This window comes from Marinobacter maroccanus (assembly GCF_002933275.1).
GTDB lineage: Bacteria > Pseudomonadota > Gammaproteobacteria > Pseudomonadales > Oleiphilaceae > Marinobacter > Marinobacter maroccanus.
This window is the reverse complement of the sequence record NZ_PSSX01000003.1, coordinates 235,259-252,736: the sequence shown is the minus strand read 5'-3', so window position 1 is coordinate 252,736 and position 17,478 is coordinate 235,259. Positions and strand designations below refer to the sequence as shown.

The window sequence follows — 17,478 nt, the reverse complement described above, 5'->3', positions numbered from 1 at the left end:
TTGCTTGATTTCTGATCATATCTGTTTCATCATCGATTTTAAGCATGCTGACACGATTCAGCAAACAAAAACTGATACGCGGTATTGAAACAAAGACGCAGTATCAAAACAAAAAGCGAGGCAACGATCATGCTGACGCTGACTGCCAATGACGTTCGACTGGGTGCCACTGCCACTGACTGGCAAGACGCACTGCAACAGGCAGCCCGGGATCTTGAGGCCGCCGGCCGCACGGCCCCGAATTACCTGGCCGGAATGAGCGCCCGTGAACGGCAATCGTCCACGGTACTGGGTAACGGCATTGCCATTCCCCACGGTACACCGGAAAGCCGGAGTGCCGTTCTCGAAACCGGTATCCGAATTCTTCAGTTCCCGGAGGGCATCACCTGGCACGACAATGCACGGGTTCATGTGCTGGTGGCTATTGCGGCCCAGTCTGACGAACATCTGGATATTCTTCGCCACCTTACCCGCGTGCTCGACAAGCCCGGGCTGGCCGAAAAATTGGGCCGGGCCACGGATGCCGCCGAGCTGGTTGCCCTGCTCTCCAAAGCTCCGGCGGTGGCCAAATGCGACAGCGAAACCCTGTGCCTGGGCATCGATGCTTCCACTCCGAATGAGCTGTCCCTGATTGCCGCCGCCCGCCTGCAGAGCCTGCGCTGTGTGGACACCGAGTTTCTGGCCAGCATCATCGGCCAGCCGCCGGTGGCGCTTGGCCAGGGCTTCTGGCTGACCCACCACACGGTTGGCGCCAGGCGCCCGACCCTGTCCCTGGCAACACCGAAGCGTGCAACCCCGGAACTGCGTGGGGTGTTCTGCCTGGCCGGTCCTGGTGATGAGTGTCATGACCTGCTGGATCGCATCGACAACTTCCTGGCTCGTAATGAGCCGATTGACGGCCTGAGTGCCGAAGCTGTCATGGCCAGGCTGTCAGGTGAGGCCGCCGGGGCGGTCACCGCCAGGGTAACGCTGCTCAACACCCACGGGCTGCATGCCCGTCCCGCCAAACAACTGGTCCAGGAGGCTCGTCGCCACAATGCCGGCATCCGGATTCGTCTCCTGGAGGGTGACGGCAGTGCGGTGTCTGCCACCAGCCTGACCCGGGTGATCGGCCTGGGCGCCCGTCGGGGCCAGACGCTTCTGCTGTCGGCAACCGGAGATGAGGCCGAGCAGGCCATCAACGCTCTGACCAAAGCCATTGAGGACGGTCTGGGTGAAAAGGTCGCGCCGTTGCGCCATGCCGAGCAGCAAACCACGGAGCTGGAGACTCAACCCGAAGAACCACTGGCCGATGACCAGCCGGTCAAAGCCGTGGCCGCGTCACCGGGGCTCGCGCTGGCGCCGGCGTTTGTGATGCGCCAGCCAGTGTTGGAGTATCCTGAGTCTGCCGCGGACAGTGAGCAGCAGATCCAGCGCCTTAACCAGGCCATGGATGAGGCCGATGGCCAGCTCCGGACCCTGATCCGGCAGGCCGAAGGCGGTGAAGCTGCGCCAATTCTTTCGGTGCATGTGGAGATGCTGCAGGACGAAGACCTGTATCAGGCGACGCTGGAAGCGATCAACGAAGGAGCGTCCGCCGAGGCAGGCTGGTGGAAAGCCATAGATACCGCGGCCAGGGCCCAGGAAGCACTGGCTGACCGTTTGCTGGCGGAACGTGCCGCGGATCTGCGGGATGTCGGGCGCCGGGTCCTGGCCAACCTCTGTGGCGTGGCGATGCCGACGCCGCCGGACACCCCCTATATGCTGGTGGCTGACGATCTTGGGCCATCGGATGTGGCCCGGCTGGATACCACCCGGGTGCGCGGCCTGGTCACAGCCCGTGGGGGAGCGACGTCCCACAGTGCGATTCTGGCCCGAGCCCTGGGCCTGCCAGCGGTAGTGGGTGCCGGTGAGCGAATACTGACTATCCTGAATGGCTCTGATCTGGTGGTAGATGGCGAACGGGGCTGCCTGGTGCCGAACCCCGGGGCCGAGCGATGCGAGAAGATCCGTCGCCGTTTGCAGCAACTGGAAGCGTTGCAGGCCGAAGCTCATGAAAACCGCAATCAGCCTGCCACCACCGAAGATGGCCATACCATCGAAGTGTGCGCCAATCTCGGCAACACCGCCCACACCCCCGATGCCGTGGATCGGGGCGCCGACGGTGTTGGCCTGCTTCGTACCGAGTTCATTTTCATGGCCCATCCGGAAGCGCCGGATCTGGCCACCCAGGTCACTGAATACCAACACGCGTTTGATGCCCTGAACGGCCTGCCCCTGGTGGCCCGTACTCTGGACGTGGGCGGCGACAAGCCCCTGGATTACTGGCCGTTACCCCAGGAAGACAACCCGTTTCTGGGTATGCGTGGTATCCGGCTTTCACTGACCCGTCCGGACATCCTGGAAACCCAGGTGCGGGCGCTGCTGACTGCCGCCGGCGACCGGCCCCTGCGCATAATGTTCCCCATGGTCAAGGATGTGGAAGAGTTCCGGGCTGCCAGGGCAATTGTCTCCCAGGTGCAGGCGGAGGTGGCCGCCAGTGATGTTCAGGTTGGTGTGATGATTGAAGTGCCCTCCTGCGCGTTGCTGGCCTCGACTCTGGCGCCAGAGGTGGACTTCTTCTCCGTCGGCACCAACGACCTGACCCAGTACACCCTGGCCATCGACCGTGGCCACGGACAGCTGTCGGCCGAATCGGATGGTCTGCATCCATCGGTGCTGCGGCTGATCCGGATGACTGTAGAGGCGGCCCACGCCCACGACCGCTGGGTCGGGGTGTGCGGTGAGCTGGCGTCGGACCCCCAGGCCATTCCGGTACTGGTCGGGCTGGAGGTGGACGAGCTGTCTGTGACCAGCCGGCGGGTGCCTCTGGTCAAGGCCTGTATTCGTGGCCTCAGCCTTGAAACCGCTCGTCGGCAGGCTGAAAAGGCCCTGTCTCTGGCAACGGTGTCCGAGGTACGTGATGCCCTGGAGGCCTGGTGATGGCTCGTATCCTGACAATTACCCTGAACCCGGCCCTGGATCTCAGCGTTGAAACTCCGACCCTTGCCGTCGGTGAAGTCAATCGCACCGGCAATACCCGGCTGGAACCGGCGGGCAAGGGCATCAACGTGGCCCGTGTACTGGCGCGCCTGGGCCATTCGGTCACGGTTACCGGCCTGATGGGCGAAGGCAATGCCTCCTCCTTTGAGAGGCTGTTCGCTGCCGAAGGGCTGCAGGACAGTTTTGTCCGCGTGCCGGGCCAGAATCGCATCAATATCAAGATTGCGGAGGCCGGTGGCCGGGTAACCGATCTGAATGGCCCGGGCTTTCGGATCCCGGAAGACGCCCTGCAGCGGCTGGAATTCCGGCTGGCGCCGCTGCTGCCGGAATGCGACGGGGTGGTGATCGGTGGCAGTCTGCCCGAGGGCTTTCCACCATCCGGGCTGGCAGCCCTGGTGCAGCAGGCCTCCAGGGCCGGCAAGCCGGTGTGGCTGGATACCAGTGGTGAAGGCCTGAAGGCGGGGATTGAGGCCGCGCCGTTTGCGGTCAAACCCAACATGGATGAGCTGTCGGGCTTGGCGGGCCTGCCCTTGACGGACATGACAGCCGTGGAAGCTGCAGTTGCCCGTGTCCATGCTGGCGGTGTTTCCCATGTGGTGGTGTCCATGGGCGCGGATGGCGTGTTGTGGTCGTCACCGGCCGGCATCCTGAGATCCCGGGTGCCCCCGGTCTCGCTGGTCAGCACCGTGTGTGCCGGCGATACCTTACTGGCGGGCATGCTCCATGGCGTGCTTGGTGGACAGCCTGACGAAGCGGCGCTGACGTTCGCCACGGCTTTGTCGGCCGAATGTGTGCAACACATTGGTGTCGGAAACCCCGAGGCCCCGGACTTTTCCTCCCTTCTCCAACGAACCCGGGTGCAGCCGTGGCCCGGGCAAAACAACACCGGAGAGATGCCGTTATGAACCTGATTATTGTGACTGCCTGCCCCCAGGGCGTAGCAACCCGTTTTCTGGCCGCCCGGGCTCTGGAGCGGGCCGCGAACCGGCGCGGCTGGTCTGTTACTACCGACACTCGAGGCCCGGATGATAAAGCGGACAACAAGCCCAGCGAAGAGACTATCCGACAAGCCGATCTTGTCATTGCCGCCGTCGGTGTTCCGGTAGATCTGGCCGCCTATGCGGGCAAACGCCTGCTGCGGATTCCGGTCACTGCCGCCCTGCCAGATCCAGACGCCATTCTGACTAGGGCGCAGGCAGAGGCCACACCCTGGGACCCGGCAAAGGCCAGTCAGGAATCTGCAGCAACCAGTTCCGCTGTTGGCAGTGCCTCTGCGGGTAAGCGAATTGTTGCCGTTACTGCCTGTCCCACTGGCGTCGCCCATACCTTTATGGCGGCGGAGGCACTGACCGCTGCGGCGGAATCCGCTGGCCACAGGATCCGTGTAGAAACCCAGGGTTCGGTTGGCGCCCAGGATCCCCTGACAGACGAGGAGATTGCGGCTGCCGATGTGGTTGTCCTGGCCTGCGACATTGAGGTGGACCCGGGACGCTTTGCCGGCAAGCGCGTGTGGCGAACCTCCACCGGTGCCGCCTTGAAGAAACCTGCGGATACCGTCCGTGATGCCCTTGACCAGGCTGTGGTTCTGGACGCTGGCCAGAAGAAATCGTCGGGCGCTTCCGGAAGTGGCGAGAAACGGGGGCCGTACAAGCACCTGCTGACCGGCGTTTCCTTCATGCTACCCATGGTGGTTGCGGGCGGTTTGCTGATCGCCCTGTCCTTCGTATTCGGGATTGAAGCGTTTCAGGAGGAAGGTACGCTGGCGGCTGCGCTGATGCAGATTGGTGGCGGTACCGCGTTCAAGCTGATGATTCCATTGCTGGCCGGATACATCGCCTGGTCGATTGCCGACCGCCCCGGCCTGGCGCCGGGCATGATCGGTGGGTTTCTGGCGGGGGAACTGGGAGCCGGGTTCCTCGGCGGTATTGTGGCGGGTTTCCTGGCTGGCTATGTGGCGCGTTTTATCAGCCAGAAACTGCCGATGCCAGAGAGCATCGAATCGCTGAAGCCGATCCTCATTATTCCCTTGCTGGCCAGTCTGGTTACCGGCCTGGGGATGATCTATGTGATTGGCGAGCCCATGGCCGCCATCATGGATGGCCTGACCGGTTTCCTCGAAAGCATGGGAACGACCAATGCGATCCTCCTGGGCGGTATTCTGGGAGCCATGATGTGCTTTGATCTGGGAGGACCTGTCAACAAGGCCGCCTATACCTTCGGCGTGGGTCTGCTGTCAGAGGGCAGTGGCGGCTCGGCACCCATGGCGGCCATCATGGCGGCAGGAATGGTGCCGGCCATCGGCATGGGTGTCGCGTCTTTCATCGCCCGGCGTAAGTTTGCAGAGGCGGAACGCCAGGCCGGACGGGCGTCCTTTGTTCTGGGATTGTGCTTTATCTCGGAAGGCGCGATACCCTTTATGGCGAAGGATCCGTTGCGGGTAATTCCGGTGTGTATGATCGGCGGCGCAATTACCGGTGCCCTGTCGATGCTGTTCACCGTCAAGCTGATGGCACCCCATGGCGGGCTGTTCGTGCTTGCCATTCCAAATGCGGTTAGTACCGTATTGCCCTACCTGATTGCGATTACCGTGGGATCACTGGTGATCGGTTTCGGTTACGCGTTGCTGAAAACCGGCAAGGCGGAAGTGGCGACAGCGGTAAGCTGATGATGAATAAACTGCGGCCCTCGTCTGAGGGCCACGAGTCATCAACCGAATACGAAAAACGCCAGCTTGTTGCCGTCCGGGTCTTTCACATAGGCGCCGTAGAACTGATTGGGAATTCGCTGACCAGGCTCGCCGTCGCAGGTGGCACCAAGCTCGATCGCTTTCTTGTACATGGCATCCACGCCCTCTTTGGAACCCGCAGGAAGAGCAACCATATTGCCATTGCCGGGATGGTTGGGTTCCTCATTGAAGGGAACGCAAACGGCGATCATGGGCTCGCTCATGCGCTTGCCGATAAAGGCGATACGGCCCATGTCCAGAAGCACCTTGGCGTCCTGATCGCTCAATAATTCCGCATAGAATGCCTTTGCTCGTTCCATATCACTGACGCCAAGGGTGACGTATCCGATCATATTCGTTCTCCGTTGATGGTTGTTTTGGGCGTAATAAATACGTGGAATCCCGGGCCGGGATCATTCTTCGTCGCCATCGGCCACTACCCGGTTACGCCCGGATCGTTTGGCGGCATACAGTGACTGGTCGCAGGCCGATAGTAAATCCCGAACCGAGGTACTCTGGGTATCTGACCCGGACCAGTTAACCACGCCGGCACTGAACGTGATGCTGAAGGTTTCTCCTTCATCACTGATAAAGCTCTCGGTTTGCAGGGCAATCCGCAGGGATTCCGCCACCTGGCCGGCTTCGGACAGCCCGGTATTGGGCATGAAGATAATGAATTCCTCACCCCCGGTGCGGGCCACGATATCGGATTTTCGGGTGCTGGACTCGATGATATCGGCGAACCGCTTGAGCACAGCATCGCCGGTTGGGTGCCCGTAGGAATCGTTGATGATCTTGAAGAAATCGATATCCAGAGAAATCAGCGAGAAGGTATCCCCGTACCGCTCGCCCTGCGCCACCGATTCCCGCAATTTCCGAAGCATATACCGCCGGTTGTATAGCCCCGTCAGTTCATCGGTAATCGAGAGCTGTTCCAGCTCGAGTTCCAGGTTCTTCTGGGTGTCGATATTGATCGTCATGCCGTGCCAGCTGATCCGGCCATCAGGGTCTTTTTCGGGTCGTGATACACCTTTGAGCCAGTAGCTCCCGAGCCTGGTCTGGACACGGTATTCGCAAACCCACTCCTCCAGGGTCTCGGCAGAAACGGCGATGCTCTCGTGCACCCTGGGGAGATCATCCGGATGGATCAGGTTGAAGATCTTGTCTGGATCAGCCAGGCATTCCTCTGTTGTCAGCCCGTAAAAATCCCAGGTTTTTTCACTGAGGTAGGAAAAGTAGTAGCGACCGCCCGGTTCCAGCACAAAGGTGTAGATGATGCCCGGCAGGGATTTGGCGAGCTGCGCCATCTGGTGTTGGCTCAGCTTCTCCCGGGTGACATCCAGGTGGGTGCCCATCAGCCAACGGGTATCCAGGCCCTGATCGTCGGTTAGCAGCGTGCCGCGGGTGTGAATGTAGCGCCAGTCGCCACATTTGTGGAGCATGCGGACGACGCATTCGAACTGCGGGGTATCGCCATCCAGGTAACGGGCCAGTGCTTCCCGGGCCTCTTGAAGATCCTTCGGGTGACAAAGGTCCTCCCAGGTCTTGAAGGTGACCGGCTGGAGCTCTTCGAGCCGATACCCGAGCAGATCTGCCCAGCGGGGATTGTAAATGACCTCGCCGGTATCAAGATTCCATTCCCAGGTACCCGCTCCGGTGCCCTCGAGAATTGCTTTCAGCCGGATTTCCGGTGTCAGTTCCATGTGCCTTCACTCTGAGTACGGCGTTCAGATCACCCAGTCGTTCCGCGTGTCCCGGTTTTGCCATTCAAATCGCTGTGCCCAGTCAAGGGCCTGTTTCAATGGCAGTGGTTTGCTGTAGAAAAAACCCTGGCCCAGCTCACATCCCAGTTCAATCAGTTTAGCCTCTACCTGTGCTGACTCAATGCCCTCGGCCACCAGACGCCGCCGGAAACTTTTCGACAGGCTGATGATGGCGCTGACAATCATGTCACTGTCTGGATTTTCGAGCATATCGAATACGAACGATTGATCGATCTTGATTTCCTGGGCAGCCAGCCGGCGGAACAGGTCCAGGGAAGAGTAGCCGGTGCCAAAGTCGTCAAGCGAGACGTCAACGCCCAGCTCACGGCAGGCGCTGACGTTCTCGAGAACGCGGTCGGTATCGTCCAGCGCGGTCGTTTCCAGAACCTCGAGTATCAGGCGCGAACGTATCGCTATCGGACAGTCGCACAGGGCGGCCTCCAGATCGTCCCGGAAGCCCGGACCCAGAAAGTGTGACGGGCTCAGGTTTACGCTGATGGTGTAGGGCAGCCCATTGCTTTGAAACTCCTGGAGTCGTGTGATGGCGTCACCCAGCACGAAGTTGCCGACCTTGCGGGCATATTCGGTGTATTCAATGTGGTCCAGAAAATGGCCAGGGCCCAGCAGGCCATCCTCGGGATGGTTCCAGCGGATAAGTGCCTCAAAGCCCTCCACCCTTTGTTTGCCGAAGTGAATCTTCGGTTGGTAGTAAAGTTCCAGCTGGCCAAACTCAAGAGCAGTACCCATCTGCTCGATAACTTTGATTCGTTCTTTCCGGGAGTAGTGAGAGTCCAGATCAAAGAGTACGTAATTATTCTTGCCCGCCTCCTTGGCTGCGTACATGGCCTGGTCTGCGTGGCGAAGGAGCTGGTCGGTGTCCGAGTTGTCTTCAGGGTAAACCGTAACACCCATGCTGCCGGACAGATGCAACACATTGCGCTTGTAATTTATTGGCTGGCTGATGGCTTCCAGGAGCCTGGCATAGACCCGTTCGTCTTTAACATCTCTTAAAATGGCCACGAACTCGTCGCCACCGAGGCGGGCAACCACATCATGAGCTCTGACACTCGCAAGCAGTCGATCGGCGACCGACTTCAGTACCGCGTCGCCGACGGCATGGCCATGCAGATCGTTGATTTCCTTGAAGCCATCGAGATCAATAAAGCACACCGACACCAGGCCCTGGCGCTGATTGGCTTCAAACAACTCCTGTTCAAACAGTTCGGTCATCCGGCGCCGATTCGGCAGTCCGGTGAGTGCGTCGTAATTGGCTGCCTGCTCGAGATGCTTCTGGTGTTCCCGCTTTTCCTGGTAGAGGCGTTTACGCTCGATCAGGTTGCCCACAGTCTGCATCAGAGGTTCCAGCTCGTCGGCCAGTCTGGTGGTGTAACCGCCCAGCCGATTGGCCAGGCCAATCAGACCGATTTGCCGATCCCCGGAAAAAACCGGTATGCCGATGTAAGCCGTGATGGGGGGGTGACCTTCTGGCAGGCCCTTCGCTCTGCTGTCTGAGGCCACCGCGTCAGAGACAATGACTTCGCCAGTGGCCATGGGCAGGCCGAGGATATTGTCGAGGCGGTCGAAAATCATGCCCCGGCGCTCAACCTCCTGATAAAGCGCCTGGCTTTCCGGGCTCCAGGCGATGTTGGTGATCGCGCCGATCTTCAGGAACGGAGCGTCGTCGTTCCGTTGAAGTACCTCGCCAATGAATCCGAACTGGCTCCCGGTCAGCGCCAGTAGATCGTTGAGCATCAACTCGAAGGCCGCGTGTTCGTTATCGCTGGTCAGAAAGACATTCTGAGCCCGGTGAATGGCACGGCTCAGATGAGAGACTTTGACATACTCGCCCGTCGTCGTGGAAAGAAAAGCCCGCTCAAGTTCGTCCTCTACAATACTTGCCAGGCTGCGCAGTACGTCCAGCTCGATCTCGGTGAACTTCCTCGGCTTGTCATCAATGATGCAGAGCGTGCCGATCTTGAAACCACTGGGCTCGCGTACCGGCATGCCGGCGTAGAACCGGATGTGTGGTTTACCGGTAACCAGAGGATTGTTTCGAAAACGGGGGTCTTTGGCAGCATCTTCCACCAGCAGGATTTTGTCCTGCTGGATAGCGTAGTCACAGAAGGCAACCGATCGGGGTGTCTCGGTTGCCTCCAGTCCCTGGCGCGATTTGAACCACTGGCGTTCAGCATCCAGAACCGAGAAGAGCGCGGTTTTTACGCCGTAGTAATGCTTCGCAATCCGGGTCAACCGCTCGAAGCGCTCTTCTGGAGGTGTATCGAGAATACCGAGCCGCTCAAGCGCCGCCAGTCTGCGTTTCTCGATCCCCGGGTTTGCCATCGGCCAGTCTCCGAACAAGGTTCATTGGTTATTTGAACCTTACCACCAGTTCGTGGAGCTCGCTCGCAATCTGCTCCATTTGCCTCACACTATGGGTGGATTCTTCGCCTTTGGCCAGTCTTACTGAGTGACTAGTTCCCGGTTGAGCGCTGCGCCGGCTTGGCGAGCCATTCGTGCCCCTTCAGCATCCCGTGCCAATAGAGTGTTGGCAGCTGCTTGGCCTTCAACCACCAGGCGGCCCGGGTAGCCTTGGTGCCATCGTTGATCCATTTCGGGAAGCTGGGCTGGAGTACGCCACCGTAGCCGAATTCCGCCAATACGATCTTTCCGTTCTCCACGGTCAGCGGGCAGGAGCCATAGCCCAGATAGGCGGCTTCAAGAGGCTGGTTTCTGAGCGTGGCCACCAGGTTTTCAGCGACCACTGGCGCCTGTTTCCGCACCGCAGCGGCGGTTTTGGCGTTGCCGGTTCCGCTCACATCCCCAAGGCCAAAGATGTTGGCGTAGGTTTTGTGGCGCAGGGTGTTGTCCTCAAGATCCAGCCAGCCGCCTTCATTGGCCAGGGCAGACTCCCGGATCAGTTTCGGTGCCCGCTGGGGTGGCACGGCGTGCAGCATATCAAAGCTCACTTCGCGGTCCTGGCTGTTACCCTCGCCGTCGGTTGAGCGGAAAACGGCTGTTTTGGCGGACCCGTTCACGGCAACCAGGGTGCTCTGGAAGTTCAGGTCAATGCCGTATTTTTTAATGTAGGCCTCCAGGGCCGGGACATAATCGGCCACACCAAACAGAACGGCGCCGGCGTTATGGAACTGGATATCCACGTTGTTCAGCACGCCGTGTTTGAGCCAGTAATCGGCAGACAGATACATGGCTTTTTGGGGTGCGCCGGCACATTTGATCGGCATCGGCGGCTGGCTGAACAGGGCGCGGCCTTTCTTAAGGTTCTGGACCATGTCCCAGGTGTAGCTGGCCATGCCCTCCCGGTAGTTGGAGGTGACGCCGTTGGAACCGAGAGCCTCTTCCAGGCCTTCAATACCGCCCCAGTTCAGTTCCAGGCCTGGGGCGAGCACCAGGGCTTTGTATCCGATGGAAGAGCCGTCGCCCAGGGTTACCTGGTTGTTGTCCTGGTCGATGCCGGTAACCGGTTGCTTATACCAGGACACGAAACCGGGCATAACGTCTGACATGGGCCTGGACGTGACCTCGGGTCGGAACACGCCGCCGCCGACCATGGTCCAGCCGGGCTGGTAGTGATGCCAGGCAGCGGGCTCAATGATGGCGATGTCGATATTGCTATCCCGTTTGTGGATGCTGGATGCCACCGATATGCCGGCTGCCCCACCACCCACGATCACGACGGTATGAGTTTTGACGTTGCCTGTTTCGGTAGTGCTGGTAATCATGCCTCGAACCTCTTGTCTTTGTTTGCTATGCACGAGTAATGCTTGAGATACATCAAAGCGTACAAAACCTAAAGTTCTATCGTTAGAATAATTAGAAATATACCGGTCGAGGTCTCTGGTTCACGGGCATAGCGTTTGGCGCTGTCACTCAATTGCCATAACCTGCTGGTAGTGTCTGGCGTAATCTGGCCGGGCCGTAGACTTGCCTGCCATCTGATTCAAGACCAGGAAAGTTGCCAACGGAAGGCGCCTCGAACCATCAGCAAAGTGCCGTTCCGCCAGAGTGACTTTAATGCACCATAAGCCCGCCTCCTCCCTCAGCGCTGTTCAGATCGCCATGCTGGTTCTGGGCGCCCTGATGGTTGTCTTTATCTGGGCCCTGTTCGGCTACCAGACCATTACGTCCCGAACGGAGGCGCTCCAGGCACGACAGTCTGAGCACCGCAATCTCGCGTTGATCGTTTCTGAAAGTCTCAAGCAGATGACGGATCGAGCCAAAGCGATGGGCAGTCTGGTAATGGAGGATCCAGAACAGGAAGGGGATGGGTTCGAACGTCTGCTCGAACTTCTGGCGGAGGACCCCGTGTTCAATCGTCTTAGCGTATACGATGGCAATGGTGATCTTCTTTATGCCAGTCACCCGGATTCTGCCCGGCCGGACCTTTCCCACCGCTACGGGCAGTTGGAAAGCCACATGAAACAGTACGGGGTGGTTCCCTTGTTGCCTCTGCGTCAGGGACCTGGTGTCGCAGAGCCGGGCTGGCGCCTGCCTTTTCTGGTGCCCGCTGGTGAACCGGATAGTCTCGGTTTGACGAGAGTGGTGCTGATTGAGCTCGATATCGGTTATCTCGCGGGCTTGCTCCAGCATGTGGAGCTTGGGCCAAGGGGGTTTATCCAGGTTCTGGATGCGGAGGGCGCCGAGTGGATGCGCGCCGATACCAGTGGTGTGATTGTTGGCGGGCTTCAGGTGCCACGTATTGAGCCAGCCTTGAGTGGCCGGGTAAGCAGCGGGCAGCGAACATTCGAACAGGACGGTCAGCGTTATCAATATGTCTTTGTCACCCGCGCCATCCATGGTTTCACGGTCAGTGTTACACAGCCTTTTGATGAGATCCTGGCCCCACTTCGCAGCGACCAGCACAAACAACTGCTGCTGAATATACTGATGACGCTCCTGGTTGGAGGCATTGTGTTCTGGTTGGTGCGTGCCCTGAAACAACAGCAATCCGTGTTGCAGGCATTGCAGTTATCCGAGCAAAGGAACCAGCAACTCATCGAACGTCTGGAAGGGGAGCACGCCCGAAGCAGTCGGGCCGCATCGATTGACCATCTCAGTGGTCTTTACAACCGTCGTCAATTTCTCGATATCGCATCGCAAACGCTGAACGAACAGCGAAGGAATCGCCGTTTATCGGCGCTGCTGTTCATTGATCTTGACCGATTCAAATCGATAAATGACTCGCTTGGGCACCAGGTGGGGGACCTCTTGCTTCAGGCCGTTGCCGGCCGGATAAGGCGAATGCTCGGGCCTGCAGACGTGGCTGCCCGGTTTGGTGGGGATGAGTTTGTAGTGTTGCTGGCGGAAGATCGCTCGGAGAGCGATATCGAAACATGGGCTTCGGGACTCACCAGCCATTTGTCCGCTACGTACGAGCTCAATGGCACGGAATTGAACAGCAGCCCCAGTATAGGCATCGCAATTTGCCCCAGAGATGGCCAGACCGTTGAGAATCTGCTGCGCTGCGCTGATGCAGCCATGTACTCGGCCAAGAAGGCAGGCCGCGGCCAGTACCGGTTCTTCGACCAGTCGCTCAACCTGAAGGACGTTGAGGAGTTTCACCTGGAACAATCGTTCGCCGAAGCGTTGCGAAATCGCGAGTTTGTCCTGCATTACCAGCCTCAGGTTTGCCTGGATTCCATGGAAGTGATCGGGTACGAAGCGCTTGTTCGTTGGCATCATCCGGAATTCGGTTTGCTCTTCCCGGACCGATTCATTCCCATGGCAGAGAACAGTGGGTTCGTGATTCCTCTCGGGATGGAAGTTCTGCGTCTGGCTTGCGCCCAGATTGCTCAATGGAAGGTTGATAATGTTCCGGTACGGCCGGTTGCCGTCAATGTCTCTCCAATCCAGTTGGCTCAGCAAGAGTTTTGCCGGGATGTGATCAATATGATCCATCAGCATGGTCTCAAAACCTGTCATCTGGAACTGGAAATCACTGAAACGGCGATGTTGGATGCCAAGGCCGTCGAAAGCCTGCATTCTCTGAAAGCGGCGGGTGTGAAACTCAGCCTCGATGACTTTGGCACTGGCTATTCCGGCTTTGCTCACCTGGAAGCCGTGCCGGTGGACAAGCTCAAGATTGACCGAAGCCTCATTGCCAAAATCTGTAACAGCCATGACGACAGTCCTATCGTCTCGTCCACCATCATTCTTGCAAAGCGAATGGATCTGAAAGTCGTGGCGGAAGGGGTCGAAACCCGGGAACAGGTGGTACACCTCAAAGTGGCCGGGTGCGATATTGCGCAGGGTTATCACCTGAGTCGCCCTATGCCGCCTGAGGATGTTCCGGGTTTTCTCCGGACGTTCGCCGAGGCGGAGGCCGTTGTCTGATGTTCAGGTTCGTTGGTTTTCTGGTCGGATTTCTAGCCCCTCTCATTGTGATGGCGGAGGAGACCATTCCTGCAGAATGCGATGTTGTCGAACTTACCTTTACCATGATCCCGAAGAAGAACATCGACGAGCAGCTTCGGGAGTATGGGCCGCTGATAACCCTGATCAGTGACACGCTTGGGGTGCCTGTTGAGATGGTTCGTGCAAGCTCTTATGAAAGCGTGATCGACTCAATTGTCTCTGGCGGCGTTGATGTAGCCGTTTTGGGGCCCGCCGCCTACATGATTGCACGCCGACGTAACTCCGGCATTGAGCCCTTTGCGTCCCTGGCTGTGGAGGGAGGGCATTTTACGCCAGAGGGCAGCTTCTACAATTCTATCCTGGTTGTTGATAGTGATAGTGCCGTCTCGGAACCCGAAGACCTCAAGGGTGCTCGTGTTGCGCTTGGCGATCCTTCCAGCACCTCAGGAGCTGTGGTTCCGAAAGCTATTTTCCCGGATGTCGTTGGGATACCTTTCAATCGATTCTTTGGCGCCCTGGTATACGCCGGCGGACATGATAAAGCGATGAACGCTCTGATCGACCGTCAGGTAGATGCTGCTTTCGTCTCCAGCGCCCGCGCAGATGAATATCTCAAACGGGGAATGATTGGCACGGATTCGTTCCGGGTGCTGTGGCGGTCACCGCCCTTGCATTATGATCCTTTCGTTTTCCGCAATGACTTGTGCCATTCTGTTCGTCAGAAGTTACTTGAGTTGATGACTACGCCATCACCACGCCTGAGGGACTTCCTCGACAGCCAGCACGCCACCCGGATTACCCCAGTGAGGCATGAGGATTATCAGGCGCTTGAGAGTTTGATGTAGATTCGAGTTCTTGCAGGCGTTGGCGTTTGCCAATAAGAGAGGGTGTTTTGCCAAACCACAGGGCCCCGCAAAACTGGGCTATGTTTGCACTTATATCACTGGTGTTTGTCCGGGCAGGCTGTACATTGCACTCGCGTTTCAGGGCGGCCGGTTGTGGCGTTCGGGTTTGACTACTTCTGGATGACAACGGCATCGCCCCGCCTCAGTTATCTATCAACGTACCTTTGATCCCTCGTTGCTCGCGAGTCCGGGTGACGACGTGGTTTTCTGCATGGTGAGCGATAAGGCGTTTGAGCTTCTCCATCCGCAGCGGCTTGGTACAGTAGTCGTTCATGCCGGCTTCAAGACACTGAAGCCGATAGCTTTCACTGGCGTTGGCAGTAACCGCGATGATGGGCGTATCCAGATTGGCTGGGGCTTTCAATCGGATCTCACGGGTTGCCTCAATACCGTCCATGACGGGCATCTGGCAATCCATAATGATCATGTCCCAGGGTTCATTGATGGCCGCTTGTAGGGCTTCGAGGCCATTCTGAACCCCTTCTGAAATCACACCCATGTGCTCCAGCTGTTTGCGAAGAATCATCCGGTTGCCGGCGTCGTCTTCCACCACAAGAATTCTGGGCACATGATTCACGGCCCCAGGGCTTAACAGGTCTGGATCATGGAATTCCGACTGGTGAACGTCGCCATAGGGCACTGTGACTTCCAACGTAGTACCTTTATTGGATGTCTCCAGGACTCTCATCTGGCCGCCCAGGGCATTGGCCAGAGAGCTGGCAAGGGGTAATCCCAGACCCACACCACCATAACGCCGGGTGAGGCCGGCTTCTCCCTGTCTGAACGCCTGGAACACTTTCTCTCTCTGGGAATCCGGGATGCCGGGCCCCGTGTCTGACACCAGAATCCGGAAAACGGAATCGTCTGCCAGTCGGCTTGCCCGAACCAGTACCTCTCCTCCTGCAGGCGTGAACTTCACTGCATTATCGATGAGCTGATAAAGCACCTTCTCCAACATCAGCCCATCCATGAAGACCTTGCCAGGCACCGAGTCATCCATGCCGAACGCCAGCGCAAGCGGTTTCGCTCTTGCGGCTTCCCGGAATTCGTACTCGAGAAGATCGAACAGGGATTGAGGCTCGAACACCTGGGGTGAACTGAGCAGGTTCTCGTCCTGGGCATCAACGAAATCCAGAATGCCGCCGACCTGTCGGGTCATCCGCAGGTTGGCGTACTCGATGAGACGGAACGCATCGTTCTGCTCCCGGTTCAGCGGTGCCTCCCGAAGCATATCCAGCTGGCCCTGGATGGTGTGTAGAGGTGTGCGCAGCTCATGGCTTACGGCGTTCAGGAAGTCATCCTTGATACGGTTGCTGCGTTCAAGAGCCTTACGGGCTTTTTCACTGACTTCGATCTGCTGGGCCTGCAGAGTGTCCCGTTCGTCGCGGAGGATTTTTATGCGGGATGCCAGGGCTAGTGAAAACAGGGCCATTTCCCAGGACATGGCGCCGGGAATGTAGTACATCACCCATTGGCTACCTTTAATAACGCCCAAAGAATCCAAAGCCGTTACATTTTGAGCGATGATTAAGGGAATCCAGCCAATCAGAAAATACAGAGAGGGTTGGTATTTCTTCTTTGCCTGAATGAAAGCAAAAGGAAGAAACGAAAGGTAAGCAGCCATCCCGATAGTTGCGCCAAGGAAGGCAATGGTCTTGAATGACAGAAAGGGCGTTGCAATCAAGAGACCCAGATAAATGAGCGATAGCACCCGGTACATCTGGTTAACCCATGGAGCGAGCGTCCCCAGTTGAAGGATTCTTGAAACGAACTGGATAGTAAGAAGGGGCATGAGGATCAGAAGGGCTTTCAACCAATTAAAGTGTTCCTCAATTATCCCCAGATAGGCCTGCAGGTTTGTTAGGCTCAACGAGTAGACCAAAACACCTACTGCCACGACCACGTAGAGTAGGTAGATCGGATCTCTGATACTGAAGAACAGAAAAAGGTTATAAACTGTAAGCGCAAAAATAATTGACCCTAAACTCACGCTTAGTGCGGTATGTAAGACCGCCTCACTGAACAAGGCAGTTTGATCCAGAACCTTGACCGATGTACTTATCGGGAAGTCGGCCTCGAATCGAATGTGAATATCAGAACGCGATGAGACGCTGGGGAGCTCGAAGATCAGGTGATGAAATGGAATAGTTTTCTGTTGCGGCGGTTCGAGAAAAAATTTGGGATTCTCGGAAATCGGCGAACCATCGATAAATACCTGGGCTCTTGATGCCAGGGGACTTAATAGAAGCCAGCGCTGCTCAATGGTTTCCGCCGAACTTATCCTGCCCCTTATCCAGACGAATGGCTCCCGAGGCTCACTGGTAAAAACATCGTGATTTATTGGAGACCAGCCGGCGTGTTTTTCTGGCGGTGGTGTTTCCTGATCCCAAGCTCCTTCAAAGACCTCCATCGTCTGGGTTAGATTTCTGGCATATCCCTGTTGCTCTGCGGCGGTTGCGCAAAAAGACAGCAATAAAAGGGATGAAAAAATCAATACCAGGAGAGAGGTCCCTCTCCAATCAACGTCAGCCATTCAAAATTCCTTGATCTACAGGCCCACACAGAACAACACCCACAGGTTTTGCTATCGGATCCCCGAACGATTGGTGCTTAGAGAGCAACATTCACTCAACTGATTGTCACGTAATCAGCGTTCTGTCTTCTTTGATTTGATAGGTGTGTCGCCAAAATC

Annotated in this window: 10 protein-coding genes; 5 read left to right on the top strand and 5 right to left on the bottom strand. The window is 57.7% G+C overall.

From position 1 onward, the window contains the following. Positions 1-129 precede the first annotated feature (129 nt). The 3 genes from ptsP to KEHDKFFH_RS05750 are packed head-to-tail and all read left to right on the top strand — an operon-like array spanning position 130 to position 5,686. Positions 130-2,961: a phosphoenolpyruvate--protein phosphotransferase gene (gene ptsP, locus KEHDKFFH_RS05760; RefSeq protein ID WP_104321026.1), complete on the top strand. Its 2,832-nt coding sequence runs from the start codon at positions 130-132 to the stop codon at positions 2,959-2,961. Then, entirely contained in the window at positions 2,961-3,926 is a 966-nt protein-coding gene (gene pfkB, locus KEHDKFFH_RS05755) for a 1-phosphofructokinase (RefSeq protein ID WP_104321025.1), read from the top strand. Before ptsP ends, pfkB begins: the two co-directional genes overlap by 1 nt. Then, a complete protein-coding gene (locus tag KEHDKFFH_RS05750) occupies positions 3,923-5,686 on the top strand; it encodes a PTS fructose-like transporter subunit IIB (protein WP_104321024.1) in 1,764 nt (587 codons plus the stop codon). Before pfkB ends, KEHDKFFH_RS05750 begins: the two co-directional genes overlap by 4 nt. A gap of 41 nt (positions 5,687-5,727) precedes the next feature. On the opposite strand, the gene KEHDKFFH_RS05745 is transcribed toward KEHDKFFH_RS05750, so the two are convergent. The 4 genes from KEHDKFFH_RS05745 to KEHDKFFH_RS05730 form a co-directional block, all read right to left on the bottom strand. Continuing rightward, complete coding sequence (locus KEHDKFFH_RS05745; RefSeq protein WP_104321023.1) at positions 5,728-6,099, bottom strand: VOC family protein; 372 nt, start codon at positions 6,097-6,099, stop codon at positions 5,728-5,730. A gap of 60 nt (positions 6,100-6,159) precedes the next feature. Next, entirely contained in the window at positions 6,160-7,449 is a 1,290-nt protein-coding gene (locus KEHDKFFH_RS05740; RefSeq protein WP_104321022.1) for a sensor domain-containing diguanylate cyclase, read from the bottom strand. 24 nt (positions 7,450-7,473) lie between these two features. Beyond that, entirely contained in the window at positions 7,474-9,849 is a 2,376-nt protein-coding gene (locus KEHDKFFH_RS05735) for a sensor domain-containing phosphodiesterase (protein WP_104321021.1), read from the bottom strand. Positions 9,850-9,980: 131 nt separating this feature from the next. After that, a complete protein-coding gene (locus tag KEHDKFFH_RS05730) occupies positions 9,981-11,249 on the bottom strand; it encodes an NAD(P)/FAD-dependent oxidoreductase (RefSeq protein WP_104321020.1) in 1,269 nt (422 codons plus the stop codon). Between the two features lie 292 nt (positions 11,250-11,541). Between KEHDKFFH_RS05730 and KEHDKFFH_RS05725 the strand changes: the two genes are divergently transcribed. Both KEHDKFFH_RS05725 and KEHDKFFH_RS05720 read left to right on the top strand, forming a co-directional pair. Continuing rightward, positions 11,542-13,860, top strand: coding sequence for a putative bifunctional diguanylate cyclase/phosphodiesterase (locus tag KEHDKFFH_RS05725; protein WP_104321019.1), 2,319 nt, complete (start codon positions 11,542-11,544; stop codon positions 13,858-13,860). Next, positions 13,860-14,726, top strand: coding sequence for a phosphate/phosphite/phosphonate ABC transporter substrate-binding protein (locus tag KEHDKFFH_RS05720; RefSeq protein WP_104321018.1), 867 nt, complete (start codon positions 13,860-13,862; stop codon positions 14,724-14,726). The genes KEHDKFFH_RS05725 and KEHDKFFH_RS05720 overlap by 1 nt, the downstream gene beginning before the upstream one ends. Positions 14,727-14,928: 202 nt before the next feature. Here the strand turns inward: KEHDKFFH_RS05720 and KEHDKFFH_RS05715 are convergent, their stop codons facing one another. Beyond that, a complete protein-coding gene (locus tag KEHDKFFH_RS05715) occupies positions 14,929-17,196 on the bottom strand; it encodes a 7TM diverse intracellular signaling domain-containing protein (RefSeq protein ID WP_241956440.1) in 2,268 nt (755 codons plus the stop codon). Positions 17,197-17,478: the final 282 nt, after the last annotated feature.